This window comes from Nonomuraea sp. NPDC049649 (genome assembly GCF_040675175.1).
Taxonomy (GTDB): Bacteria; Actinomycetota; Actinomycetes; order Streptosporangiales; family Streptosporangiaceae; genus Nonomuraea.
The window spans coordinates 1-22,387 of record NZ_JBFAOH010000063.1 but is presented as its reverse complement, the minus strand read 5'-3'; the positions used below and the strand labels follow the sequence as shown (position 1 = coordinate 22,387).

30 protein-coding genes and 2 tRNA genes are annotated in these 22,387 nt (G+C 68.2%); 16 read left to right on the top strand and 16 right to left on the bottom strand.

What is annotated here, in order from left to right; genetic code table 11:
* Positions 1–889: 889 nt before the first annotated feature.
* From AB0J42_RS36090 to AB0J42_RS36080, 3 genes are all read right to left on the bottom strand, one after another.
* A complete protein-coding gene (locus tag AB0J42_RS36090) occupies positions 890–1,459 on the bottom strand; it encodes a hypothetical protein (protein WP_364302728.1) in 570 nt (189 codons plus the stop codon).
* 87 nt (positions 1,460–1,546) lie between these two features.
* A tRNA-Arg gene (locus AB0J42_RS36085) sits at positions 1,547–1,619 on the bottom strand.
* 57 nt (positions 1,620–1,676) lie between these two features.
* Positions 1,677–2,222: a hypothetical protein gene (locus AB0J42_RS36080; RefSeq protein ID WP_364302726.1), complete on the bottom strand. Its 546-nt coding sequence runs from the start codon at positions 2,220–2,222 to the stop codon at positions 1,677–1,679.
* 132 nt (positions 2,223–2,354) lie between these two features.
* Here AB0J42_RS36080 and AB0J42_RS36075 point away from each other — a divergent pair, with 132 nt between their 5' ends.
* From AB0J42_RS36075 to AB0J42_RS36045, 7 genes are all read left to right on the top strand, one after another.
* A complete protein-coding gene (locus AB0J42_RS36075; protein WP_364302724.1) occupies positions 2,355–3,509 on the top strand; it encodes a histidine kinase in 1,155 nt (384 codons plus the stop codon).
* Positions 3,510–4,148 carry a response regulator transcription factor gene (locus AB0J42_RS36070; RefSeq protein WP_364302722.1) on the top strand — a complete coding sequence of 213 codons (639 nt, stop codon included), beginning with the start codon at positions 3,510–3,512 and terminating at the stop codon, positions 4,146–4,148. It begins immediately after the preceding gene.
* Between the two features lie 10 nt (positions 4,149–4,158).
* The gene (locus AB0J42_RS36065; RefSeq protein WP_364302720.1) at positions 4,159–4,470 is read left to right on the top strand and encodes a hypothetical protein; all 312 of its coding nucleotides are present in this window, start codon (positions 4,159–4,161) and stop codon (positions 4,468–4,470) included.
* A gap of 396 nt (positions 4,471–4,866) precedes the next feature.
* Positions 4,867–5,154 (top strand): hypothetical protein, encoded by a 288-nt coding sequence (locus AB0J42_RS36060; RefSeq protein WP_364302718.1) that lies wholly within the window; start codon positions 4,867–4,869, stop codon positions 5,152–5,154.
* Between the two features lies 1 nt (position 5,155).
* On the top strand, positions 5,156–5,887 hold the full coding sequence (locus AB0J42_RS36055) for a prolipoprotein diacylglyceryl transferase family protein (RefSeq protein WP_364302716.1): 732 nt from the start codon (positions 5,156–5,158) through the stop codon (positions 5,885–5,887).
* Positions 5,884–7,437 carry a radical SAM protein gene (locus AB0J42_RS36050; RefSeq protein WP_364302714.1) on the top strand — a complete coding sequence of 518 codons (1,554 nt, stop codon included), beginning with the start codon at positions 5,884–5,886 and terminating at the stop codon, positions 7,435–7,437. The genes AB0J42_RS36055 and AB0J42_RS36050 overlap by 4 nt, the downstream gene beginning before the upstream one ends.
* Positions 7,434–7,676: a hypothetical protein gene (locus tag AB0J42_RS36045; RefSeq protein ID WP_364302712.1), complete on the top strand. Its 243-nt coding sequence runs from the start codon at positions 7,434–7,436 to the stop codon at positions 7,674–7,676. Before AB0J42_RS36050 ends, AB0J42_RS36045 begins: the two co-directional genes overlap by 4 nt.
* Here the strand turns inward: AB0J42_RS36045 and AB0J42_RS36040 are convergent.
* The 5 genes from AB0J42_RS36040 to AB0J42_RS36020 are packed head-to-tail and all read right to left on the bottom strand — an operon-like array spanning position 7,669 to position 10,031.
* Positions 7,669–8,787: a hypothetical protein gene (locus tag AB0J42_RS36040; RefSeq protein WP_364302710.1), complete on the bottom strand. Its 1,119-nt coding sequence runs from the start codon at positions 8,785–8,787 to the stop codon at positions 7,669–7,671. The genes AB0J42_RS36045 and AB0J42_RS36040 overlap by 8 nt on opposite strands.
* On the bottom strand, positions 8,784–9,254 hold the full coding sequence (locus AB0J42_RS36035) for a SigE family RNA polymerase sigma factor (protein ID WP_364302708.1): 471 nt from the start codon (positions 9,252–9,254) through the stop codon (positions 8,784–8,786). The genes AB0J42_RS36040 and AB0J42_RS36035 overlap by 4 nt, the downstream gene beginning before the upstream one ends.
* A 36-nt stretch (positions 9,255–9,290) precedes the next feature.
* Entirely contained in the window at positions 9,291–9,749 is a 459-nt protein-coding gene (locus tag AB0J42_RS36030) for a MaoC family dehydratase (protein ID WP_364302706.1), read from the bottom strand.
* A gap of 11 nt (positions 9,750–9,760) precedes the next feature.
* Positions 9,761–9,922 (bottom strand): hypothetical protein, encoded by a 162-nt coding sequence (locus tag AB0J42_RS36025; RefSeq protein ID WP_364302704.1) that lies wholly within the window; start codon positions 9,920–9,922, stop codon positions 9,761–9,763.
* 1 nt (position 9,923) lies between these two features.
* Complete coding sequence (locus AB0J42_RS36020) at positions 9,924–10,031, bottom strand: sigma factor-like helix-turn-helix DNA-binding protein (protein ID WP_364302702.1); 108 nt, start codon at positions 10,029–10,031, stop codon at positions 9,924–9,926.
* Positions 10,032–10,369: 338 nt separating this feature from the next.
* On the opposite strand from AB0J42_RS36020, the gene AB0J42_RS36015 reads away from it, so the two are divergent.
* Positions 10,370–11,551: an ATP-binding protein gene (locus tag AB0J42_RS36015; RefSeq protein WP_364302700.1), complete on the top strand. Its 1,182-nt coding sequence runs from the start codon at positions 10,370–10,372 to the stop codon at positions 11,549–11,551.
* Positions 11,552–11,654: 103 nt separating this feature from the next.
* Here the strand turns inward: AB0J42_RS36015 and AB0J42_RS36010 are convergent, their stop codons facing one another.
* Both AB0J42_RS36010 and AB0J42_RS36005 read right to left on the bottom strand, forming a co-directional pair.
* Entirely contained in the window at positions 11,655–12,443 is a 789-nt protein-coding gene (locus AB0J42_RS36010; RefSeq protein ID WP_364302698.1) for a MauE/DoxX family redox-associated membrane protein, read from the bottom strand.
* A 5-nt stretch (positions 12,444–12,448) separates the two neighbouring features.
* Positions 12,449–13,387 carry a hypothetical protein gene (locus AB0J42_RS36005; RefSeq protein WP_364302696.1) on the bottom strand — a complete coding sequence of 313 codons (939 nt, stop codon included), beginning with the start codon at positions 13,385–13,387 and terminating at the stop codon, positions 12,449–12,451.
* Between the two features lie 200 nt (positions 13,388–13,587).
* Between AB0J42_RS36005 and AB0J42_RS36000 the strand changes: the two genes are divergently transcribed.
* Positions 13,588–14,091, top strand: coding sequence for a SigE family RNA polymerase sigma factor (locus AB0J42_RS36000; RefSeq protein ID WP_364302694.1), 504 nt, complete (start codon positions 13,588–13,590; stop codon positions 14,089–14,091).
* Here the strand turns inward: AB0J42_RS36000 and AB0J42_RS35995 are convergent.
* Entirely contained in the window at positions 14,054–14,542 is a 489-nt protein-coding gene (locus tag AB0J42_RS35995; protein ID WP_364302692.1) for a MarR family transcriptional regulator, read from the bottom strand. The two genes, AB0J42_RS36000 and AB0J42_RS35995, sit on opposite strands and share 38 nt — an antisense overlap.
* 100 nt (positions 14,543–14,642) lie before the next feature.
* Between AB0J42_RS35995 and AB0J42_RS35990 the strand changes: the two genes are divergently transcribed.
* Together AB0J42_RS35990 and AB0J42_RS35985 are read left to right on the top strand one after the other, a co-directional pair.
* Positions 14,643–15,206 (top strand): YceI family protein, encoded by a 564-nt coding sequence (locus tag AB0J42_RS35990; protein ID WP_364302690.1) that lies wholly within the window; start codon positions 14,643–14,645, stop codon positions 15,204–15,206.
* A 159-nt stretch (positions 15,207–15,365) separates the two neighbouring features.
* A tRNA-Ser gene (locus AB0J42_RS35985) sits at positions 15,366–15,455 on the top strand.
* Between the two features lie 89 nt (positions 15,456–15,544).
* Here the strand turns inward: AB0J42_RS35985 and AB0J42_RS35980 are convergent.
* Positions 15,545–15,655 (bottom strand): hypothetical protein, encoded by a 111-nt coding sequence (locus AB0J42_RS35980; protein ID WP_364302730.1) that lies wholly within the window; start codon positions 15,653–15,655, stop codon positions 15,545–15,547.
* Here AB0J42_RS35980 and AB0J42_RS35975 point away from each other — a divergent pair.
* The 4 genes from AB0J42_RS35975 (at position 15,644) to AB0J42_RS35960 (ending at position 18,552) form a co-directional block, all read left to right on the top strand.
* Positions 15,644–16,096 carry a hypothetical protein gene (locus AB0J42_RS35975; RefSeq protein WP_364302732.1) on the top strand — a complete coding sequence of 151 codons (453 nt, stop codon included), beginning with the start codon at positions 15,644–15,646 and terminating at the stop codon, positions 16,094–16,096. The genes AB0J42_RS35980 and AB0J42_RS35975 overlap by 12 nt on opposite strands.
* 966 nt (positions 16,097–17,062) lie before the next feature.
* Positions 17,063–17,848, top strand: a complete 786-nt coding sequence (locus tag AB0J42_RS35970; RefSeq protein ID WP_364302688.1) for a hypothetical protein — start codon at positions 17,063–17,065, stop codon at positions 17,846–17,848.
* Between the two features lie 59 nt (positions 17,849–17,907).
* Positions 17,908–18,186: a hypothetical protein gene (locus tag AB0J42_RS35965; RefSeq protein WP_364302686.1), complete on the top strand. Its 279-nt coding sequence runs from the start codon at positions 17,908–17,910 to the stop codon at positions 18,184–18,186.
* Between the two features lie 201 nt (positions 18,187–18,387).
* The gene (locus AB0J42_RS35960; RefSeq protein WP_364302684.1) at positions 18,388–18,552 is read left to right on the top strand and encodes a hypothetical protein; all 165 of its coding nucleotides are present in this window, start codon (positions 18,388–18,390) and stop codon (positions 18,550–18,552) included.
* A gap of 39 nt (positions 18,553–18,591) precedes the next feature.
* Here AB0J42_RS35960 and AB0J42_RS35955 read toward each other — a convergent pair whose 3' ends face one another.
* Positions 18,592–19,449, bottom strand: a complete 858-nt coding sequence (locus tag AB0J42_RS35955) for an alpha/beta fold hydrolase (RefSeq protein WP_364302682.1) — start codon at positions 19,447–19,449, stop codon at positions 18,592–18,594.
* A 398-nt stretch (positions 19,450–19,847) separates the two neighbouring features.
* Here AB0J42_RS35955 and AB0J42_RS35950 point away from each other — a divergent pair, with 398 nt between their 5' ends.
* Positions 19,848–20,270, top strand: coding sequence for a TIGR03668 family PPOX class F420-dependent oxidoreductase (locus tag AB0J42_RS35950; protein WP_364302680.1), 423 nt, complete (start codon positions 19,848–19,850; stop codon positions 20,268–20,270).
* Here the strand turns inward: AB0J42_RS35950 and AB0J42_RS35945 are convergent.
* The 3 genes from AB0J42_RS35945 to AB0J42_RS35935 form a co-directional block, all read right to left on the bottom strand.
* Positions 20,263–20,511: an SCO4226 family nickel-binding protein gene (locus AB0J42_RS35945; protein ID WP_364302678.1), complete on the bottom strand. Its 249-nt coding sequence runs from the start codon at positions 20,509–20,511 to the stop codon at positions 20,263–20,265. The two genes, AB0J42_RS35950 and AB0J42_RS35945, sit on opposite strands and share 8 nt — an antisense overlap.
* Positions 20,512–20,826: 315 nt before the next feature.
* Positions 20,827–21,015 (bottom strand): DUF397 domain-containing protein, encoded by a 189-nt coding sequence (locus AB0J42_RS35940; RefSeq protein ID WP_364302676.1) that lies wholly within the window; start codon positions 21,013–21,015, stop codon positions 20,827–20,829.
* A gap of 57 nt (positions 21,016–21,072) precedes the next feature.
* Positions 21,073–21,948 (bottom strand): helix-turn-helix transcriptional regulator, encoded by an 876-nt coding sequence (locus AB0J42_RS35935; RefSeq protein WP_364302674.1) that lies wholly within the window; start codon positions 21,946–21,948, stop codon positions 21,073–21,075.
* Positions 21,949–22,387 lie beyond the last annotated feature (439 nt).

Sequence of the window (22,387 nt, the reverse complement as noted above, 5' to 3'; positions counted from 1 at the left end):
GGTCAGCCTTCCGCCGCCTCCACCAGGCCCGCGCCCGGCTCAGCCATTACCGGCGACGTGGAGATCCACTACCTCAAGATCTGTGAATGTAGTACCGGCGCCGTATGCGCACCCAGGAGGAAGCGCGTAAGACGGCCGGAGACTCGGACTTGGTGTTCACGACACGGACAGGCACACCGATCGAGCCCCGCAAACTTCAGCCCGGCCTTCGAAAGCCCCTGCCGCCGAGCAGGCGTCCCGCGCATCCGCGTCCACGACACCCGCCAGCGTGCGCCTCGCTCCTGGCCGCTCTCGACGTCCACCCGCGTGTGGCGATGCGCATCCTGCGTCACTCGCAGATCTCGATGACCATGGACGTGTACACCCGGATACCGAGCCCGAAACGCGTATGGCGCTTGACCGGCTCAATCAGAGGCTCGATCGCTTAAGTGAGACATAGCTAATCTCTCGGTACCGCACATAGGCCCTTTGGGGGTATCCCAGAGGACCTGTGTGTATGCACAGGATCCTGTCATAGCCGAATGGATATGCCGGACTGGCCACAGCGGTTATTTCTCTTTTCGCTACTTGTGGTTCAAAAGAATGGGGCTTCCAGTGAGGCGCCGGTTCACTACCTGCCAGACATGCTGGAGGGCGGATGACGCATCCTGTTAGCTGCGAGCGGGCCAAGGGGCATTACTGTGGATGTTCCGCGTGCGGTGGGGCACAGCACGGCTGGACCAACGCTCTCTTGCTGGCCCGAGACCCCTCGCCCGTTGCTCGTCAAGAGGCGAGAGATCACAGCGACGCCGCCTGGGCCGCAACCCGGCCTCCCATAGGGCGACGCAAGCCGTCCAAGGACCGACAAGCAGCAGCCACTGATAGCGCTACAGTCGACATCGTTGATTGGCTATCCGAAAACCCGGACACCATCGACCGGATCCAGGAAATCGGAGACATCCTTGCTGGTCCCGTAATCCAGGAGCTCGATAAGAGGTTCGGCGGGAGCAAACCGCGAGAGGCCAGAAGGCAACTCACCAATCATTTCTGGTGCGATCTTCTCGTTGCCATGGCCGAGGCCGTCGAAAAATTTTCGAAAGCCCTGGACCAAGTTCCGGAGTTCGTGACGACGGTCATCCTGCAGTCCCGGAAGGCCGAGGGGCGCAGTGTTCTCCTCGATGCGCTGGTGAGCCTTGCCGTACGGACGGCATGGAAGCCCATCAAGAGCATGATCCATACGACGGGGACCGAGGAGCTTCAGCGAGGATGCCGGATCCTCGCCGTCCTGATCTGCCCTGCGCCCGAGGATCACAAAGCCGTCCAGGACGGCGCCCTTCTCCCCTTGGCGAAGGAAGGGCTGCTGGAGACCTGTAGGGAGCGGCTTGAGCAGGTCTTCCCCGCAGATTGGGTTCGCCGCCTTCGAGAGGACCTCGGCGATGCCTGAGTAGGGCGGCCGGCGCCCCGTCGCCATGAGCTGCATGCATGGGACCGGCTGTGCCGGGCCGCGTTGCTGTACGACCACGAAAAAGGCCCTCCGGGATCATCCCGAAGGGCCTTCAACCTGGTGCGCGGCCGAGAGGACTCGAACCCCTAACCTTCTGATCCGTAGTCAGATGCTCTATCCATTGAGCTACGGCCGCTCGCTGCGTAAGCAAGCATAGCGGGTTCTGAGCGATGCCTCGAACCGGTTACCGCAATCATGACCCCGCCGGCTCCTCCTTCTTGGGCCAGAGGGTGTGGCTGACCGGCCAGATCAGGGCGATCAGGGGGACTTTGGCCGCTTGGCCGAGGAACTCGTAGAGCGGTCCCATCCGGCCCGGCGTGCCTACGAGCAGGCCCAGGATCAGGACGACTCCCCAGGCGATGCCGTACGCGAGGGCGATCCGCAGCCAGAAGATCCACTCGTAGCGGGTTCTGGCGGCGCCGGCGGCGGGTGGGCGTGGCGGTGGGGGGCCGCCGGCGTAGCGGTGGTGGAATTTGGCGTCGGCCCACTTGAGGGTGCTGTGGCCGAAGACGATCGAGTAGGCGAGGTAGGCGGCTGCGAGGCCGTGTCTCAGGTCGGCTGTGGCGCCGCCGCGGATGTCGATGACCGCCGCCGCGAGCAGGATCACGTCCAGCAGGGGGACGCTGAGCAGCAGGATGTTGCTCAGGGTGCGGTGGTTCCACAGGTAGCGGCTGGCGAGGCCGAGGCCGAGCAGGACCCAGAAGCCGATCTCGCAGGCGATGATGACAGCGAGGATCACGCTATCCAGTCTCGTGGCCGGATCCGGCGCGGACATCGTCTTGAGGGACGGACTGTGGATACATCGAAGTGTGTATCCACAGGCGGCCCCGCGAAGGATCGGAACGCCTTCGCGGGGTGGTGTGATGTGGGCATGAACCGCGTGCCGCTCTGGGCGGGCCTGGCGTTCCTCGCGGGCCTGGCCCTGATCGAGGCCGGGGCCCGCATCGAGCGCGGCGTGCCCGAGTGGGTGCTGGCCGTCCCGCTGGCGATCACGTGCCTGGCCGTGCTGCTGCGTTACCGGTCGCCGCTGGGGTCTCTGGGGCTGGGCTCGGTGGGGATCGGGCTCGATCTGTTCGTGGGGCCGTCGCTGGGGACGGTGCTCGTCTATACGGACAATCTGTACGCGGCGGCGCTCTATGGGCCTGCCCGGTTCTCGCGCTGGCTGCTGGTGATCACGACGGTGCTGGCGGTGGGGGCCGGGGCGGTGACGGGGTTTCTCTGGGCCGACTGGCGGGCGCTGGCGCTCACCGTGGTCCAGGTCGGGCTGGTGCTGGTGTCGCCGGTGATGACCGCCCATTTCCTGCGCCAGCACCGCGACCAGGCGGAGGCCGAGCGGGTCAGGGCCGAGCAGGTGGCGCGGCTGGCCGAGCTCGACCGGCAAGCGGCCATCACGGCCGAGCGGACGCGGATGGCGCGCGAGCTGCACGACATGATCGCGAACCATTTCAGCGCCATCGCCATCCAGTCCACGGCGGCGCTGTCTCGTAAGGACCTCGACGCGGCGACCGTGCGCGCGATCATGGAGTCTGTACGGGAGAACAGCGTGAAGGGCATGGCCGAGATGCGCTCCATGATCGGGCTGCTCCGGCAGGAGGGCGACGAGGGCGAGGCCATGAGACCCCGGCTGCAGGACGCCGAGGGCCTGGTGGAGCGGTCGCGGCAGTCCGGGCTGGATGTCGAGCTGCGGGTCGAGGGGCGGCCCCGGGATCTGTCCGCGCCCGTCGACCTGGCCGCCTACCGGATCCTCCAGGAGGCGCTGACCAACGCGCTGAAGCACGGCGGTTCGTCCGCCGAGGTCCGGCTGGTCTACGGGCCCGACCAGGTGTCGATCATCGTGGACAACCCGCTCGGCGGTGAGAAACGGCTGCCGGGGGCCGGTGTGGGATTGGTGGGGATGAAAGAGCGGGCCAATCTCGTGGGCGGGACGTTCGAGGCCGGACCGTACGAAGGCGGCTGGCGGGTCGAGGCCACGCTGCCGGCGCCGGGCGGGGCGGGCGCGTCATGGGTGAAGGGCGAGGTGGACTGAGTGGGCATCAAGGTGCTGGTGGCCGACGATCATGCGGCGGTGCGGGCCGGGATCGTGCTGATCCTCGACGGGGCCGATGACATCGAGGTGGTCGGGGAGGCGGCCGACGGGGTGGAGGCGGTCGACCTGGCGCGGCAGCTGCGGCCCGACGTGGTGCTGATGGACATCCGCATGCCCCGGATGGACGGGATCTCGGCGACCGCGGAGCTGGCCGGGATCACCGATGTGCTGATCCTGACGACGTTCGACGTGGACGAGTACGTGTTCGGGGCGCTGCGGGCGGGGGCCGCCGGGTTCCTGTTGAAGAACACCGACGCGGACGCGCTGGTCGACGCGGTGCGGGTGGTGGCCAGGGGTGACGGGCTGATCTCGCCGGGGGTGACGCGCAGGCTGATCAAGGCGTTCGCGGAGCAGGGCCCGGTGCGGCGGGAGCCGGTCGATCCGGGCGTGCTGACGCCCCGGGAGCGGGAGGTGCTGGCGTGCATCGGGCGGGGGCTGTCCAACGCGGAGATCGCACGGGAGCTCGACATGGCGGAGGCCACGACGAAGACGCACGTCAGCCGGGTGCTCCACAAGCTGGGGCTGAAGAGCAGGGTGCAGGCCGCCATCTACTACTCAGAAGGGGATATCGGAACGTAATGTGGGCGCCGTGACCATGCCACCGCCCCAGCCGCCCCGTTCCACGGGTGTGGTCGTGGGGCTCGCCTTCGTCGGGTTCTTCGCCTACGTCATCGTCAACGTCTTCGTGGGGGTCGTCGCCCTCAGCGTGCAGACCCAGGCGGCGCTGGCGGTGGCGGCCGGATTCTTGGCGGTCGGGTCGATCGGCGGCGGGGTGGCGTTGCTGCGGCTGCGCAGGCCGTGGGCGAAGGGGCTGGGGCTCGGGCTGATGATCGGTTGGGCGCTGGTGTCCATCGTGTCGGCCGGCTTCTGTACGGGGCTCAATCCGGATCTTTACGTCTGAACTCGTCAAGCGGGCGTTAAGCGGCGGGTTCTAGCATGTTTCGTCCGGCCGAGAGGGAGAGAGATGACGACACCACCACCGGACGAACCCGGCAGGAACGATCCGGGTCAGGAGGATCCGACTCGCAACTTCCGTGACGCGCCGCCGGGATGGGTTCCGCCGCAGCAGGGACAGCCGTGGCAGGGCCCTCCGCAAAGCCCTCCGCAGGGTCCTCCTTGGCAGGGCCCGCCGCACGGGCCGCCGCACGGGCCGCCGCAGGGTCCTCCGCACGGACCACCCCACGGCCCGCCGCACGGACCACCCCACGGCCCTCCGCACGGTCCTCCGCATGGCTGGCCGCCGCCTCCTCCCCCGCCGTCGTCCGGGGGTGGTGAGAAGGTCGGGATCATCATCGGGATGGCGTTCGCCGGCATAGCCATCTACAGCGTCGTCAACTCGGTGCTCGGCTTCATCGTCTTCTTCGCGGCCCTCGGCCCGGCCGGTTCCGAGCAGGCCATGCCCATGCTCATCGCCGGCACGGTGACCCTGGTGGTCGTCGGCCTGGTCGCGGGCATCGGGCTGGTGCTGATCCGCAAGCCCTGGACCCGGGGGCTCGGCATGGGGCTGATGATGGGCTGGGCGCTCTGGTCGATCTTCACGGCGGGCCTGTGCACCGGGTTGAACCCTGCCCTGTACGGCGCGTGACATGCCGCTGCACGAGATCTTCGTCGCCCTGGGCGTGGCGGTCGCCTCGGTGGTGTTCTTCCGGGAGGCCCGCAGCCGGGGCGCGCTGAACGAGCAGTCGCTGGTCGCCGTCACCGGCGCGCTGGTCGGCGGCGCGATCGGCATGCGCCTGGCGGGCTGGCTGGAGACGCTGGACCTGCAGCATCTGTGGCTGTACGGGTCGCGCAGCGTGCTGGGCGGCCTGGCCGGCGCCTATATCGGGGTGCTGGTCGCCAAGCGGATCATCGGCTACAAGGAGCGGACCGGCGACCTGTTCGCCCCGGCGGTGGCGCTCGGCATGGCGGTGGGCCGGATCGGCTGCCACCTGACGGAGGCGCCGGGCCGGCCGACCGATCTGCCGTGGGGCATCCACGCCCCGGCGAGCACCCCCGAGTGCCCGGGCTGCCTGGCGGGGCAGGCGATGCACCCGTCGTTCCTGTACGAGATCGCCTTTCACCTGGCCGCCTTCGCCGCCCTGATGTGGGCGCGCAAACGGCTCACCCAGCCGGGTGAGCTGTTCACGCTGTACGTCGCGGCGTACGCGGGCTTCCGCTTCCTGGTGGAGTTCACCCGCGCGAACGACATCCTGTGGCTGGAGCTGACCGGCCCGCAGTGGTTCCTCCTGCCGGGGATGCTGCTGCTCGGGCTGAGGCTCGCGTACGGGTGGAGACGTGGTTACTACGATGCCCTGTTCAAGCGAGAGGTCATGACATGAGCACCGGGATGGGCCTGCGGGGCGACAGCATCGTCCGCTATGTGAACGCGTTCTGCCCGCACTGCCACGGCCGTGACCTCGACCGGGTCGAGCGGCTGAGCGGCTATCTGGCGGTCCACGACGGCAAGGTGTGGCTGGAGCGGGGCTGCCGGGAGCACGGCCTGGTCCGGACGCTCTACGACGAGGACCCGGAGATCCTGGCCTATCTGGAGGAGTGGACCGCTCCCACCAAGCAGCACGTGCCGGACGTCTCGGGCAACTTCGATCCGGTCCCGTCCGCGTACCTCCGGGGGCTTCCGGAGATGCAGACGCAGCACACCTGCATCCTGCTGGAGGACATCGCGGAGGCGTGCAACCTGCGCTGCCCCACGTGCTTCGCCGGCAGTTCGCCCGAGCTGAGCGGCGTGGTGCCGGTGCCGGAGGTGCTGGCCAACGTGGACCAGCGCCTGGCCAGGGAGAACGGCAGGCTCGACGTACTGATGCTGAGCGGCGGCGAGCCGACCCTGCATCCCGAGCTGAAGACGCTGCTGCACGAGCTCACCGCCCGCCCGATCACCCGCATCCTGATCAACACCAACGGCGTGCTGATCGCCCGCGACGACGCCCTGCTCGACCTGCTCACCGAGCACCGTGAGCGGGTGGAGGTCTACCTGCAGTACGACGGGTCCTCGGCGGAGGCGTCCCGGCACCACCGCGGCGGTGACCTGCGCAAGCTGAAGCAGCAGGCGCTGGAGCGGCTGTCGGAGCGGGAGATCTTCACCACGCTGGTGATGACGGCGGCGCTGGGCGTGAACGACGGCGAGATCGGCGACGTGGTCAAGGTGGCGCTCGACACCCCGTTCGTGGGGGGCGTGTCGCTGCAGCCGCAGTTCGGCTCGGGCAGGTCGGGGGTCATCGACCCGATGGACCGGCTGACCCACACCGGGGTGCTCAAGCGGCTCGGCCCGCAGACCGGCGGGCTGGTGACGTGGCGTGACCTGACGGCGCTGCCGTGCTCGCACCCGCACTGCTGCTCGGTCGGCTACCTCATCCGCGACGACTCCGAGCAGTGGCGCTCGCTGGTGGCGCTGATCGGCCACGACCGGCTCAAGGAGAACCTGGGCCTGGTCTCCAACCGCATCGCCGACTCCGAGATCCCGCGCGAGCTGCGGCTGGCGGTGCAGGAGTCGCTGCTCGGCCTGCTGTCGGAGCAGTCGTCGCTGTCGCACCCGCAGATCGGCGACCTGTGGCGCAACATCTGCGAGAACTGCGATCTGGGCGTCTCCACCCTGCTCACGCTGGCCTCGTCGGCGCTGCCGGGCCGGCGCAAGAAGCTCCGGAGAATGCTGGGCGAGCGGGTGGTCCGGATCACGATCAAGCCGTTCATGGACATCTCGACCATGATCGAGGAGCGGCTCACCCAGTGCTGCGTGCACGTGGGCACGCGCGCGGACCAGGACCAGTGCGCCCCCTTCTGCGCCGTCCAGGCGTGGCCGCAGCTGGCGGCGCAGCGGCTGTCGGCGGTGGCGTCCGAGCCGCGGCTCAGGCTCCCGCTGGAGGTGCTTCCGTGAGCGAGCCGTACGATCCGCTCCGGTTGTGTGTGTACGCGACGATCGCGCTGCTCGCCTGGCTGTTCGGGCCGTGGGCTCTGCTGGCCTTCGCGGGGCTGGGGTTCGCGGGTTACTGGAAGGCGCGGCGGGCCGGGCTGACCCGGAGCAAGTGCCTGCTCCGGGACACCCGGCTGGTCCTCGCCTACCTGGGCGTGCTGGCGCTGGTGGCGGTGACGGCGATCGTCATGTCCTTCATCTGACGGCGAGCAGGTTGACCACGGTGATCTCCGAGCCGTCGCGCCAGGAGAAGATCGTGGGGGTGTCGCCGTCGAACTCGGCGCCGTCGAGGTGCACGACCTTTCCGCTGCTCGTGTCGTACAGGGCGTAGACCTGCCCGGACGACAGCCGGGCGAGCACGAACCGGCCGGCGAGCAGGCCCCGGGACGCCAGCGGGCTCAGAGCCGCCGGGAGCGGCCGGCGGTCCGATCCGTCGGGCCGCTGGCGGAAGGGGCCGTCGCCGAGCACGCCCGCGCACCACTCGGCGCCGCAGCCGAGGCCGCGGGCTCCGTCCGGCACCGAGATGTCGGTCGACTGGCCGGTTTCCAGGTTGACCACGCGGTTCTGGTTCCCGTCGGAGGTGTAGCCCGCCGCCAGCGGCCACGACCTGAGGTGCAGGCCGTCGGTGCCCTCGATCTTCTCCGGCTTGCCCTGGGGCAGCGGGATCCGGTAGACGCCGCCCTGCTCGACGGAGAACACGATGTGGCCGCCGGTGAGGTCGAAGCCGTCCACGCGGGCCAGCTCCCCGTTCACGGTGGCGACGGACTCGGGCTCGCCGCCGGCGCGAGGCACGGACCAGAAGTTCGCCCAGGAGCCGGTGCCGGTGTAGGTGGTCTCGCCCCACCAGACGATGCGCTTCTCCCCCGCCTTGACGTCCTGGAAGCGGTAGTGCCGCTCGGCCGGCCGGAACATGGGGCCGATCGTCCGGAACCGTCCGGTCGTGGTGTCGAACGACTCCAGGCGGTCCGGCTCACCGGGTTTCACGGCGCTCACCAGCACCTCGGTCGGGCTGATCGCCCCCAGCGGCCGGTACTCGCGGCCGTCGGCGGCCTCGCCGGGCATGGTGAACACCGCTTCGGGCCAAACTCGGGACGTCTCGGCAGCCGGTCGCACCTGCCCGCCCCCGTGGGACAGGACCGCCGTCGTACCTCCCGCCACCAGCACCACCGCGGCGGCGGCCAGCGTCATCCGCAGCCACTGCCCCCGGCGGCGCGCCCGGCGGCGGGCGGCCACCGCGGCCGCCAGCGCGGGCTCCGGCGCGGCGTGCCCGGCGGCGGTGCGCAGGGTGCGGATCAGGTCCTCTTCGCTTCTCATCGCGCCTCCTCCAGCGCCCGCGTGATCCGGAGCTTGTCCAGGGCGCGCGCGGCCTGGCTGCGCACGGTGCCACGGGAGATGCCGAGGATCTCCGCGATCTCGCTGTCGGGGAGATCCTCGTAATAGCGCAGCACCAGCACGGCACGCATCCGGCGGGGCAGCCTGCCCAGCTCGGCCCAGAGGTCGGCGTCGTCGTAGGTGTCGAACGCGCCGCGCTCGGGCACGGCCGCGACGAGGTCCTCGCGGTGGCGGCGCCGCCAGGCGTTGATGTGCAGCCGCACCATGGTGGTGCGCACGTAGCCCTCGGGGCTGTCCTTCTTGCGTACGCGCGACCACGCGTCGCCCAGCCTGGCCAGCGCCTCCTGGACGAGGTCGGCCGCGTCCTCGCTGTTGCCGGTCAGTACGTAGCCGTACCGGAGGAGAGCGTCACCCCTGGCCCGGACGAACTCGTCGAACGAATGGTCCACGAACCCAAGGACCGGCGGAGGGGTGATTCCGTTGCATCACTCGTCGGGCACGTACAGGGACAGGGTCTCGGCGACGCAGGCGGGGCGGCGCTCGCCCTCGACCTCGACGGTCATCTTGATCTCGGCCAGGTAGCCGGCCGGGGTCCCCTTGACGCTGGTCAGCTCGGCGACGGCGCGGACGCGGGAGCCGACCGGGACGGGGCGGGGGAAGCGGACCTTGTTCAGCCCGAAGTTCACGCCCATCTTGATGCCCTCGACCTTGATCAGCTCGAACATGAACGAGGGCAGCAGCGACAGGCTCAGGTAGCCGTGCGCGATCGTGCCGCCGAAGGGGCCTTCCTTGGCCCGTTCGGTGTCGACGTGGATCCACTGGTGGTCGTCGGTGGCGTCGGCGAAGGTGTTCACCCGGTCCTGGGTGATCGTGCGCCACTCGGTGGGGCCGAACGTCTCACCGACGCCGTCCTTGAGCTCCTGGATGTTCGCGAAGGTCCGCATGAGGCCGAACGCTATTGGGCAGGCGGGACGGCTGCCAAGTTGAGCACGCGGAACGCGCCCTTCTCGGCCGCGTCCCAGTAGAGGATCGTGCTGGGCTCGGACGAGGTGCCCGCGCCGGACCAGCCTGTCGGCCCGTCGAGGCGGGCCGGCGTGTCCGTGGCCGGGTCGTACACGTCAGTGCCGACGAGGAAGCGCCTGGCTGCGGACGGTCCCTCGGGTGATGCCGAGGATGTCGGCGACCTCCTGGTCCGGCAGGTCCTCGTGGTAGCGCGGCACCAGCACGACGCGCTGGTGCTGCGCACGTACGCCTCGGGGTTGCCCGTGAGCACGTACCCGTGGCGAAGGAGGGCCGGCCCGCGGGCACGGACGAAATCCTCGAACTCCACACTTCCCTGACGCACGGGGAAGCCGAGCTGTTGCGGAGATCTTTACCCGAAAGCATCGCGCACGTGTTCGAGTCCGCGCTACAGTCGTAGCCAGCGCGAATCGAACAGAGGTTCGGCCAGGTGAGAGGGGTGTGTTCGATGGCGGTGCTCGCAGTGCCCTCTGCCCGGACACGCCGTTGCACTTTCTTCCCGAATCTAAGACGGCCGCTATATCCCGCAATAAAGTCGGAGAGCGTGGACCCCGTGCGCAATCCCTACGCCCCCGGAGCCGGGCAGCGTCCGCCGGAGCTCGCCGGGCGCGACCGCGAGCTGCAGCAGTTCGAGGTCGTGCTGGAGCGGGTGGCCCGCGGGCGGCCCGAGCGCAGCATGGTCGTCACCGGCCTGCGCGGCGTCGGCAAGACCGTGCTGCTCAACACGTTCCGCTCGATGGCGATCCAGCGGCTCTGGGGCACCGGCAAGATCGAGGCCAGGCCCGACCAGTCGATCCGGCGGCCGGTCTCCGCCGCCCTCCACATGGCGATCCGCGAGCTGGCTCCGCGCCACCGCGCGCCGGAGCGCATCGAGGAGTTCCTGGGCGTGCTGAAGGCGTTCGCGATGCGCGACCCGTCCGCCGCCAAGGGCACCTCCCACTGGTCGCCCGGCATCGACGTGCCCGCCACACGCGGCCGGGCCGACTCCGGCGACCTGGAGATCGACCTCACCGAGCTGTTCGTCGACGCCGCGGGCGTGGCCACCGATCTGGGTGTGGGCATCGCGCTCTTCATCGACGAGATGCAGGACGTCCAGGCCGCCGACATCTCCGCGCTCTGCGCCGCCTGCCACGAGCTGTCCCAGACCGGCGGCCCGCTGATCGTGGTCGGGGCCGGGCTGCCGCACCTGCCGAGTGTGCTGTCGGCCAGCAAGAGCTACTCCGAGCGGCTCTTCCGCTACGCCCGCATCGACAAGCTCGACCGCGAGGCCGCCGACCTGGCGCTGATGCTGCCGGCGCGCGAGGAGGACGTGGAGTTCACCCAGGACGCGCTCGACGCCCTCTACGAGGCGGCCGACGGCTACCCCTACTTCGTGCAGGCCTACGGCAAGGTCGCGTGGGACCTCGCGCCGCGCAGTCCGATCACGCTCGACGACGTCCGGGTGTCGGCGCCGGAGGCCGAGGAGGAGCTGGCGGTGGGCTTCTTCGGCAGCCGCTATGAGCGCGCGACCCCGGCCGAGCGCGACTACATGCGGGCCATGGCCGAGATCGGCGACGAACCGGTGGCGACCGCCGAGGTGGCGGAGGCGCTGGGCCGCAAGCCGTCGAGCCTGTCCCCCGCCCGCGACAGCCTGATCAAGAAGGGTCTGATCTACAGCGCCGAGCGCGGGCTGATCGCGTTCACCGTGCCGCATTTCGGGAGGTTCCTGCGTGCCCAACCGATCTAGCCGGCACCCCTAGACCTCTATTGGGTTGTCTAGAGGGGAAGCTAGATAGCCCAATAGAGCTAAATCGTCATGCCTGTCGAGAGATCTATAGCCCTCTATAGCGTCAGGCCGATACTGGCGTATACGAGGGCAGAGTCTCGCTGCCTGCCTCGACCACCGCCACCCTGACGGCCGGGCGGCGGCCCGCCGTGAAGACGGCGAAGACCACGTCGTCCTCCTGGTGGTTCTTGAAGACGAAGAACCGCCAGCACAGCTCGCGCCAGCTGTCGTACGGCTCGGCCGAGGCCAGCTCCGCCCGGTGCGCGCGCCAGACGCCGCTCGCGCGCAGCCGCGCCAGCATGACGCTCTCGGCGGGCCCGGGGCGCTGCTCGCACGGCGCGCGATGCCGGGCCCGCTCGACCAGCTCCTCCACCTCGGGCGAGAGCACGACCAGCACCGCCAGCCCGGCCAGCAGCATCCCCCACGACGGCTGGGCGAACGCCACCCAGCCGGGCACCGGGGCCCACACCGTCATGACCGCCATGCCGGTCATCACCGTGGTCCGGGCGATCGACCGTACACCGACCGGAGCCGAGCTGACCTCGCCGAAGCACCCGCATCCGGCGTCGGGGCGGCGTCTGCGCAGTTCCATGAGGACGTACGTGGAGATGGCGAAGAACGCGACCGTCGCCCAGCGGACGGCCGGATGCGTGGTGAGCAGCAGCCCGGCGGCCAGGGCCAGCTCCCCCGCCGCGCACACCAGCAGCGCCGGCGCCCGGAAGCGGCCGGGTATCAGCACCGCGGGCCCGAGCTGGGCCGCGTCAGGTTCCCTGCCGGACCGTACGACGGCGGCCTTCGCCACCGTCCCGAGGCACAGCAGGACGATCAGGATCGGCAGCTGCGATGCCAGCACGTCCCTCACCCCCATCCGATCTGCGCGTTGAAACAGCCCTTGATCAGGTCGCCGCCGAGCTCCACGTACGAGAGAGGCGACAGTTCGGCGATCCGCCCGCGCGGCGAGGTGTCGCACTCGACGCAGCGGTCGCAGAAGCGTCCGGCCAGGCAGCCGCACGCGACGATGGGCACACCGGCCGAGCGGCCGGCGCACACGTTCCGCACCTGCAGCAGCGAGCCGATGGCCAGGTACGGCAGCGCCGCGCAGGACACTCCGGCGTCCGGGCAGCCGGCGTCGGACCGCTCCATCATGGGGTAGGCCGCGCCCCGCTCGTCCTCGTCGAAGGCGTCGGACCAGGTGACGGTGCCGGAGAGGGTGGTCGTGCCGCCGTAGACGGGCGGCGGCGCCGGGACCGACCGGGCCGGGTAGGCGGGCTGGGAGGTGGCCGGGAGCAGGGCCATCGCCGTGCCGTCCTTCCTGACGCCGATCGCGTCGAAGAGGTAGCCCGGCTCGAACTGGGGGTGGCGCACCCGGAGCCGGCCCGTCACGCGGTACGGGATGAGGATGGTGCGGCGGCCCCGGTGCGGCCCGCAGTCGAGCTCGACGGAGACGTCCTTGCGGCCCTCCACGGAGACGATCGTGCCGGTGATCCGGATCGTGTCGGCCCAGACGTGCTCGACCACGCGGCCCTCGCGCGTACGCATGACGACCCTGGCCCCGACGGGCAGGTCGGCGGGCGCGATGTCGCCGCCGTGCCAGGCCTTCGCCCACGGCGCGATGACCAGCCGCTCGGTCTCGCCCTCGGCGGTCTCGACGAGGATGAGGTGCGGGCTGACGTCGCGGATCTGGCCGGCGACGGCGCGCACCGGCTCGTCGTCCGCGCCCGGGCCCGGCACGCCCGGCTCGCGGCCCAGCACCGCCGCGGCCAGCACCCGCCGGCGGTCAACGCTCGGATACGTCATGGGTACAAGGGTCACATGGTCGGACGGGAGGTCGCGCCGTACGGCGCAGACAAGAGCAAAATACGCATCCCTCAGTGAAGGAGATGACATCCGGCGTCGAACATTCTGCCACCGACCTTGACGGACCTTTATCGTCGGCGGGCCGAAACCTGATTTGCGGTTCAGCCTGATCAAAGCCCTGGGCTGCGATTCTGGCCACGATGCAGACGCCCGGGGTGGACGAGGAATTCCGCGAGTACGTTCGAGCGCGCGGTCCGGCGCTGCTGCGTGCCGCCAGGCAGCTCACCGGGCACCCGCTGGACGCCGAGGACCTGCTGCAGACGGCGCTCACCAAGACGTATCTCGCCTGGGATCGGATCCAGGACAGGGCCGCGCTCGACGGGTACGTGCGGCGGGCCATGGTCAACATCAGCATCTCGCAGTGGCGGCGGCGGAAGCTGGAAGAGTATCCGTCGGACGAGCTGCCCGAGGTGGTCCTCACGGCGGAGAGCGGCTGCGGGGAGGTGCACGAGCGACTGGAGCAGGCGCTGCAGGGCCTGCCCGACCGCATGCGTGCGGCGATCGTGCTGCGGTACTACGAGGACATGACCGAACCGGAGATCGCCAGGAGACTGGGCATCAGCGTGGGCACGGTGAAGAGCACGGTGTCGCGGGGGATGGCCAAGCTCAGGACTGCGCTGTCGCCTCTACGGCCCCCGCTGTAGCGCAGGGCCGCACGACGTTCCGGATCTTGCGCAGCGCTCCCAGGAACGCCTCCAGCTCCTCCTCGGTGAGCCGTCCGGTGAGCAGTTCCTCGACGTCGGACAGGTGGGAGGGCAGCACCTCCTCCAGCTTCGCCCGGCCGGCGGGGGTGAGCGTGGCGTACGAGGCGCGCCGGTCGGTGGCGCAGGCCTGGCGGACGACCAGGCCGTCACGTTCCAAACGGTCGACGACGCGGGTCACGCCACTGGTGGACAGACCGGTCTGCGCCGCCAGGTCGGTCATGCGCAGCGCCTGGCGGGGCGAGCGGCCGAGCCTGATCAGCGTGTCGAAGTCGATCTCCGACAGCCCGGCGGCGGCGAACACCGGCTGCATCCTGGCCGTCAGTCCTGCGTACACCTCCGACAGCAGCCCGAAGGCCGTCAGCCGGGGGTCGTTCACGTTGGTCACATCCATACTGTAGACGACGTTAGTTGACGGAGGGAATATTCCTCGTGTAGATGTTTGTTGTAGCAACTGTCCGCGTAACAAACACTCGTTCCCATAAGGAATCCTCATGACCACTCGCAACTGGAACGGCCTCACCATCCCCGCCGCCGGCACGTACACCCTCGACGTCGCCCACACCACCATCGGCTTCGTCGTCAAGCACATGATGGTCAGCAAGGTCCGCGGCAGCTTCTCCGACTTCTCCGGCACCGTCACCATCGCCGAGGACCCGCTGCAGTCGACCGCCGAGCTCACCATCAAGACCGAGAGCATCAACACCGGCGTCGCCGACCGTGACGGCCACCTGCGCAGCGACGACTTCCTCTCCGTCGAGAAGTTCCCCGAGATCACCTTCAAGAGCAAGCGCATCGTCGCCGAGGGCGGCGACGAGTTCAAGGTGGTCGGCGACCTCACCATCCGTGACGTCACCAAGGAAGTCGAGCTCGACGTCGAGTACGGCGGCGCCGGCACCAACCCGTGGGGCCAGGCCGTCTGGGGCTTCTCGATCAGCACCGAGGTGGACCGCGAGGAGTTCGGCCTGACCTGGAACCAGGCCCTGGAGACCGGCGGCGTCCTCGTCGGCAAGAAGGTCAAGATCGAGATCGAGGGCGAGGCAAACCCGGCCGCCTGAGATTATCCACAGCCTTGAGCCCGTTCCCGACCAGGGACGGGCTCTTTTCCACAGCCCGTTACCCACAGGCTGTGGATGACTCGCCGGGGTTGTGGACGGTTACCGCTTTGCCGCGTAGCCCGAAGGCCGGTACTCTAACTCTGGCCACACGGCTCCCGAGGAGGATTCGCCTAGTCAGGTCTATGGCGCCGCACTGCTAATGCGGTTTGGGCTTACCGCCCATCCGGGGTTCAAATCCCCGATCCTCCGCAGGTGAGGGGCCCTCTTCCCGTAGATGGGGAGAGGGCCTTTTTTGATCTCTGTGGGCATCAGGGTTGCAGTTTGGGTTGCAGTTCCCCTCAGGGAAAGCCCCAGAGCGCGGCGCCCATGCGTCCACTGGCGTCCTTCATCTGGAGGGTTGCCACGTGGGTGTAGCGCTCGGTGGTGGTGACCCGAGCGTGGCCGAGGATCTCCTGGACGACCCGGATGTGGACGCCCTGCTCTATGTGACCGCCACCCCTTACGGCCTCTGGCTCATCCGAGCCGTCTACGCCGACACCGGCACCGACCCGGCCCCCCTGACCGGCCCCCTCAGCAGCAGCCCTGCCACGCTGCGCGCCCACCTGCTTGACGAACTGATCCCCGCCCTCATCAAAGCCCGCCCGCCGAGCACCGAGTCCGGCGACCACTTCCTGCCCCGCCGCCGGCTCGACCCGGCCACCACCCGCCGCTACCTGACTTACCTGGCCCGCGCCTTCCCGCCCGCCACCACCCGCGACATCGCCTGGTGGCGCATCGCCGGAACGCACCCCAACGCCAACCGGTTGGTCAGAGGTACGTTCGGGCTCGTGGGCGGGCTCGTGGGCGCCTCCTGCTCCTGCTCGCGGTCAGGGATGTGGACGGGCCGGTGATCGAAGTCGATCTGCTCAGAATGGTGCTCGAGGCGGCACTCTCGGTCGCGGTCTCCATAGGGGTCACGTTCGGGCTTCCGTGCGGGGTTGTATTCAGACTCGTGAGGGGGCTCATGAATTGGGCCGAGCAACCCGCCCCCACGTCATTCAGTAAGCCCACTCTTCTCTGGCGATAAGACAAGACCCTCACCCTTCTGCGAGCACTTCTGTTCGGGCTCGCCACCGGGCTCCCAAGCGGGTTAATTTCGGGTTCCTAGGCTGGGACTCGGAAGTTTCCGATCTTTGGCCAAGCCTTCTTCTAGCGGGGATTGTCGGGCTTCCCTTCGGCCTTCTAGGCGGCCTCGCGGGGCTTGTTTCCGGAAACCATCACGCATGGCTGGCCTGCACCATCGTGACCGGCCGCCTCGCCCTCACCCGGCAGCTCCCCTGGCGAATCATGGATTTCCTCGATGACACCCACCGGCTGGGACTGCTACGCGCCGTCGGGCCGATCTACCAGTTCCGCCATGCCACGCTGCACGATCATCTCGCCGCCTCATCACCGGCGGGCCCGGCGACCGAACCCGCCGCCGTGCAAGCGGACGCCCACGCGCAGCCGGGGCCTCCACGACCCCGAGCGCGATCCGATTCATCCGCGGGTTGAAGAACATCAAGGAATCGGAATATGAGGAAGAACTCCTGAGACCATCCCGTCATGGCCCCTCCTGAACCCGCTGACATCTGTACGGGAAGCGGATTGCGGGGGAGGGATGGTGGGGGTCTCCGGTGCTGTCCAGCTTCCCCGGCGTCGCGCCCGATCGCCTACGGTAAGCCGTACCCATGCAGGGGGGAGCGGCGCAATGCCGGAGACCCTCTCGACGAGATTACCGGTCTCCCTCAGGCTTCAGAACACTGTTTTCTCTAACACTGAGCTGTCCCAGAAAATACCGTATGCAAAGATGATCATTTTGGGGCAGGATTGCCTGCATGAAAATCGTGATCACTTTTGTCGCCGGGGCGGCCTTACTCGTCGTGTCGTCACCCGTACAGGCGGCTGCGGAAAGTCCCGTAAGGAATCCCGTCGCCGCGCTCAAGGCGCAGCTCAAGACCGGGAAGGGGGTCAGATTCACCGACGCGAGCGCGTTCGTCGGCAGCATCAACAACGATCCGCTCGTACGCAGGACCGGTGTGGTCCGGCTCGGCAAGAAGGGCATCGCCGCCTCCGACGTGCGGGGGAGGTTCGCTTCGCCGCTGTTCGACGGGCACACCACCAAGCCGGAGCGGACGATCGTCATCGGTGAGGACTCGTGGCGGTCGGGCGGGATCCTGGCCGAGTCCCTGCCGAAGGGGAAGACCTGGTACAAGTCGCCCAGCATGTTCAACGCCGGGACGGCCAGCAGCTGGTTCGGTCAGCTGGTGAGCCCGCTGGAGCCGACGACGCTGGCGGAGCTGGTGAAGCGCGGGAAGCGCAGCGGCTCCTCCTACAAGGGCACGATCACTTTCGACCGGCTGTGGAACATCTCGCCCTGGTTCAGGGGCACGATGGGGCTCCCGCGGACTTCCGACGCCGCCGTCACGTACACGCTGAAGGTGGACCGCAAGGGCCTGCCGAGCAGGCTGACCACCTCGTGGCTGGCCACCGGCCTCGCGAACGTCCCGACGTGGACCGAGAAGACGGTGGTGACCGAGACCCGCTACACCGGCTGGGGCTCCAAGGTCTCCATCAAGCCGCCGCCCAAGAACAAGGTCACCACGAAGCTCAATACCGACTGAGCGGGGCCGGCGGACCGGGTCCGTGGGGCGATGTACGGTGCGGTGAAGGAGGCGAGCTCATGACTGACGAGCAGCAGATCACCACCATCGGCAGATGCCACATCTGCAAGCGCACCTTCGGCTTCATCCCCGCCGAGGTCATGACGGTCATGATGGATCCCGAGACGAATCTGCCGCTGGGCATGACGATCTCAGGTGGCTTCCGCGAGCCGACGACGGAAGCCACCGCCCGGGCGGTCAAGGCTCATGTCTGCCCCGACTGCGTCGACAAGGTGAAGGAGCTCAAGGAGGTCATGGACCCTCCCACCCCCGGATTCGACACCTGGCGCAGCTCTTGATCGGTTCTCAGGCCGTGTTCGCTTTCTTGGCGGGAATGCGCATGGGCTGCTCTCATTCCGGGGCGATTCGATTTCGACATCGACGGCAGCCGCGCGTGGTATTCGGGACAGGCTCGTTCCCGGGGTGCTCATCCTGATAATGGCCGTCTGTGCCATCTGGCCCGTCAGTACGGTTTCCGCGGGTGCCGCGTCGCGCTGGCGGTGTGGGCGCTCGCCGTCCGCCCCGAGCCGCCCGCCTACTTACGCGGCTGGGGTCTGCTGCTCGGGATCTTGCGCCTGCGCACCGGCGGCATCGGGATCCCGTACCTCGTCCACGTCACCGCCAACGCCACCATCGGCACGCTGGCGATCACCCTGCTGAGCTGACCCGCCCCGTGCCGCTGCGGGCACGGGGCGGTGCTCACGTCAGAGAGCCGGCTTGCCGAGGATGGCGGCCACCTCCTGCGCCCTGAACACGAAGCCCGCGTGGGACGTGTCCAGGGTGTGGACGTCGTACGGGTTATCGGGGGTGAGGGCGTCCGCCTCGGCGATCAGCCTGTCCTGCATGGCGATCGGCAGGGACCGGTCGCCGGTGAGGCGGATGTAGGAGCGCGGGATCGTCCCCCAGGTCGAGGCCTGGACGCGGGCGTCCGCCGTCATCACGGCGATGGACTCGTCCGGCTGGAGGATGTTGAGGAAGGCCCGGAACTGCTCGTCGGTGACGTCGGCCAGGGTCGCGGCCTTGAGGTCGGCGAGCAGCCGCGGGTCGGCGGTGCGGTAGTTGGCCCGGCCGGCGCCGACCACCGCCGGGTCGCCGACGTTGAACGCCGCGAGGGGAGCCATCAGGTTGTCCGAGAACTCGGGCTCCTGCATGTACTCGATGGGGTTCGACCGCTGGACGCACGACCAGGCCGAGATGTAGACGAGCCGGTCCACCAGTTCGGGGATCGCGTTGCCCACGCCCGTGATGGTGACGCCGCCGAGGCTGGCGCCCACCAGCACCACCGGCCCGTGCTGGGCGACCCGGCGGACGGTGTCGGCGACGAGGTCGACGTTGTCTTGCAGGGTGACTCCGGCGAGGGTCGACGGCTCGGCCGCCCACGCGTCGAGGTCCTGCGGGGCCTGGTAGGCGACGGGGTACTGGGCGTCGAGGCCGTGACCGGGCAGGTCGACGGCGAGGCTGCGGTGGCCGAGCAGCGCGAGCTCGCGCTGGACGGTGGTCCACATGTACGAGCTGGCGCCGGAGCCGTGGACCAGCACGAAGGTGGGAGAGGTCGATGACATGTTCAGTCCGTTCGCGAAGAATGCGGGCATTGCCTGTTCACGCGCCGGCGCTGAAGAGCGCGGCGCGGACTCGACGGCCCGGAGACGCGGTATCAGAAACCGCCAGGGGCCGTCTCAGGCAGTGCGCGTACGGATGAACTTCTCGATCATGGACGAAACCATAGCAAAGCCCCGCCGCTTGTGGTCCGGCGGGGCTTTGGCGCTCGTCACTCGGGGCGCAGGGTCGTCCAGTGCGGCGGCGTGCCCTCGTACATCACGTCGTTGCAGTTGCAGCTTCCGCAGCCGGGAATCATTGCGATGCTCCTCCTCGCCTCTTTGGGGTGGGGCGTACGTACCCGGAGTGACGATCCGGCACCCTTACGTGACGGTGACGGTCCCCCATCACGGAAGATGGGGTGATGGACTCCGATACGGCGCGGCGCATGTTCGAGGACGCCCGGGTCGCCCGGCTCGCGACGGTGGACCCCGAGGGGAGGCCGCACCTCGTGCCCGTCACGTTCGCCGTACAGAACCAGCGGGTCGTGACGGCGGTCGACCACAAGCCGAAGCGGAGCACCGACCTGCGCCGCCTGCGCAACATCCGGACCAACCCGTACGTCTCGCTGCTGGCTGACCACTACGAAGACGACTGGACGCGCCTGTGGTGGGCGCGCGCGGACGGGCGCGCGGAGGTCGCCGAGGACGGCCCGGACCGCGCCGCGGCGCTGGACGCGCTCGCGGCCAAGTACCCCCAGTACCGCGACCGGCGCCCGGCCGGGCCGGTGATCCTCGTGGAGGTCACCCGCTGGTCGGGATGGCGCTACTCGGACCCGCTCAGATGAACAGCGGTACGGGGTGGATCTCGTTGGCCGGATGGCCGGAGCGCTCGTGGATGCGCAGGACCGCGTCCGCCGTGGGCGCCTCCGACAGGCAGTAGACCACTCCGTCCTCGGGGTCGGCCCAGGCGTGCTCGAAGGTGACCCCCTCCTCGTCCTGGATCGCGACGTCGGCGCTGTGGGCCTGTTCGAGCTGCTCGCTGGTGATGCCCACCATGCCGCGGTGCACGTCTATGAACTTCGTCATCACTACCTCCCTCAGGTAGCTCTCCCGTTCAGCGTAAGTACGCCCCCGCGGCCACCGCACCCAACCGGACCCCAAGAGGGCGTGCGTTTCCCTGCACGCGCCTCACATCGCCTGCCGGTGTTCTTCGCTGAGCTGGATGACCTCCGGTGGCGAACCGGCTGCCGTCCCGCTCCTCCAGTTCGGCGAGCCATGACACCCCGGCGCTCTCCATGTGGGCTGATCCGCGAATCGCGGATCGCCGGTGAGAGCCCAGCATCGGCCGGGCTCTCACGGCTACTCATAAGCGAAGGTGATCCTCATCGGAAAACATCATGACTACCGTTGAACATCACCGTTCCTAATGGACTGAATGAAATCCGAGTAGTCAGACGCCGATATCACCAAAGGTGCCTGGTCAGGCCGCTTGGAGTCCCTGATGGCCACCGTCCGCGCGTCCATCGCGCGGACTTCGACACAGTTGCCGTTGTGATTACAGAAGCTGGAGCGCTTCCACCCATTACTCATTGCGGTAGGCTACCCGGCTCAACAGCCCAGGCGAGGTTCGTTCGGGCCAGAGTTCGATCAAGAAGCCCCAAGGCGGGCATAGCGGGCAATCAGCTCACAAGAGGCTTTTTCTGACAGGGCATAGCCAACCAAGATGGCGAACATTTTTTCGAAAAAAATAGACCTTTGCTCATCAAGAAAGAACTGATTGGTGATGTTGTGATCGATATAGACGAGGCACTGCCCCATCGGGTTGTCCTTGTCGAGATTGAGCAAGGTGAATGACTCCTCCGTCACCCCGCGACCGTGCGCCAGCGGCACCACCTGAAGCCGGACATTGGGCAAGGCCGATACGTCCAGCAGCTTTACCATCTGCTCTCGCATGATCACCTCGTTGCCCACCGTCCGCATGAGTACGGACTCGTCCAAGACCAGCCAAATCTGAGCGGACCTAGGGGGAAGAAGGCGGCTCTGACGGTTCATCCGGATGGCGACACGCTCCTCGACCTCCCGCGGAGTGAGGTTGGCGTCGACCCATCGCCAGCTCTGCACGAGGTGACGCGCGTAACTCTCGGTCTGCACGATCCCCGGCACCACGCCGATTTCCCACTGACGTATGGACTCGGCCACCGCTTCGACATCCATGAAGGAGAGGAAGTCCTCACTGACCGGAGGCGGGTAGGACCGCCACGACGGCGGCGTGTGCGACTGCGCGGCAAGCGCCAGGAGGCGTTCCCGCTGGTGAGGCAGCACGTCATACAGATCCAGCAGTAAGCCCACGTCACCTTCGGTCACACTTATTCGCGCGTTTTCGATGCGACTTATCTTGGACGATGACCAGCCAAGGCGGGTCTTTATCTCATCGCCGGTGAGACCGGCCCGTTCCCGGAGCCGACGGAGCTCTCGCGCGAGAATACGGCGCTGTACTGGAGGAGGGGTAGATGTACGGTTCACGCCTCTAGTCCTGAGTTAGTTACCTATGCCCGGAAGGGCTCGTGATCACTCCTCCTCATTGAGACACACAAGTAAGACTGCATGCAAGATTGCATGCAGTCTTGTCCCCTTTTACCATGAAATGGGAGGCGCTGCATGAGTGATCGGGTGCCGTACATGGGGGGCTCCAACCGGAGAATCAACGCATCGGTCCTCGACGCCCATGCGATTCCGTGGGCACCTCCCGGCCAACGCCCCGGGTCATCCTTATCTCTTTCCCCATCAGGGGCACCACCTGCCGGCGATCCGGAGCCGGAGGGTACGTTAGGAGCCATTCATGTCCGTGGCCGCTATCGCGGAAACTCCAGGTACTACATTCACAGATCTTGGCGTTCGGCTGCGTAACTGCCTGTAGTAGGTCCATCGTCATGCTGTGACCTGTTCTCTCACCTACGATCTG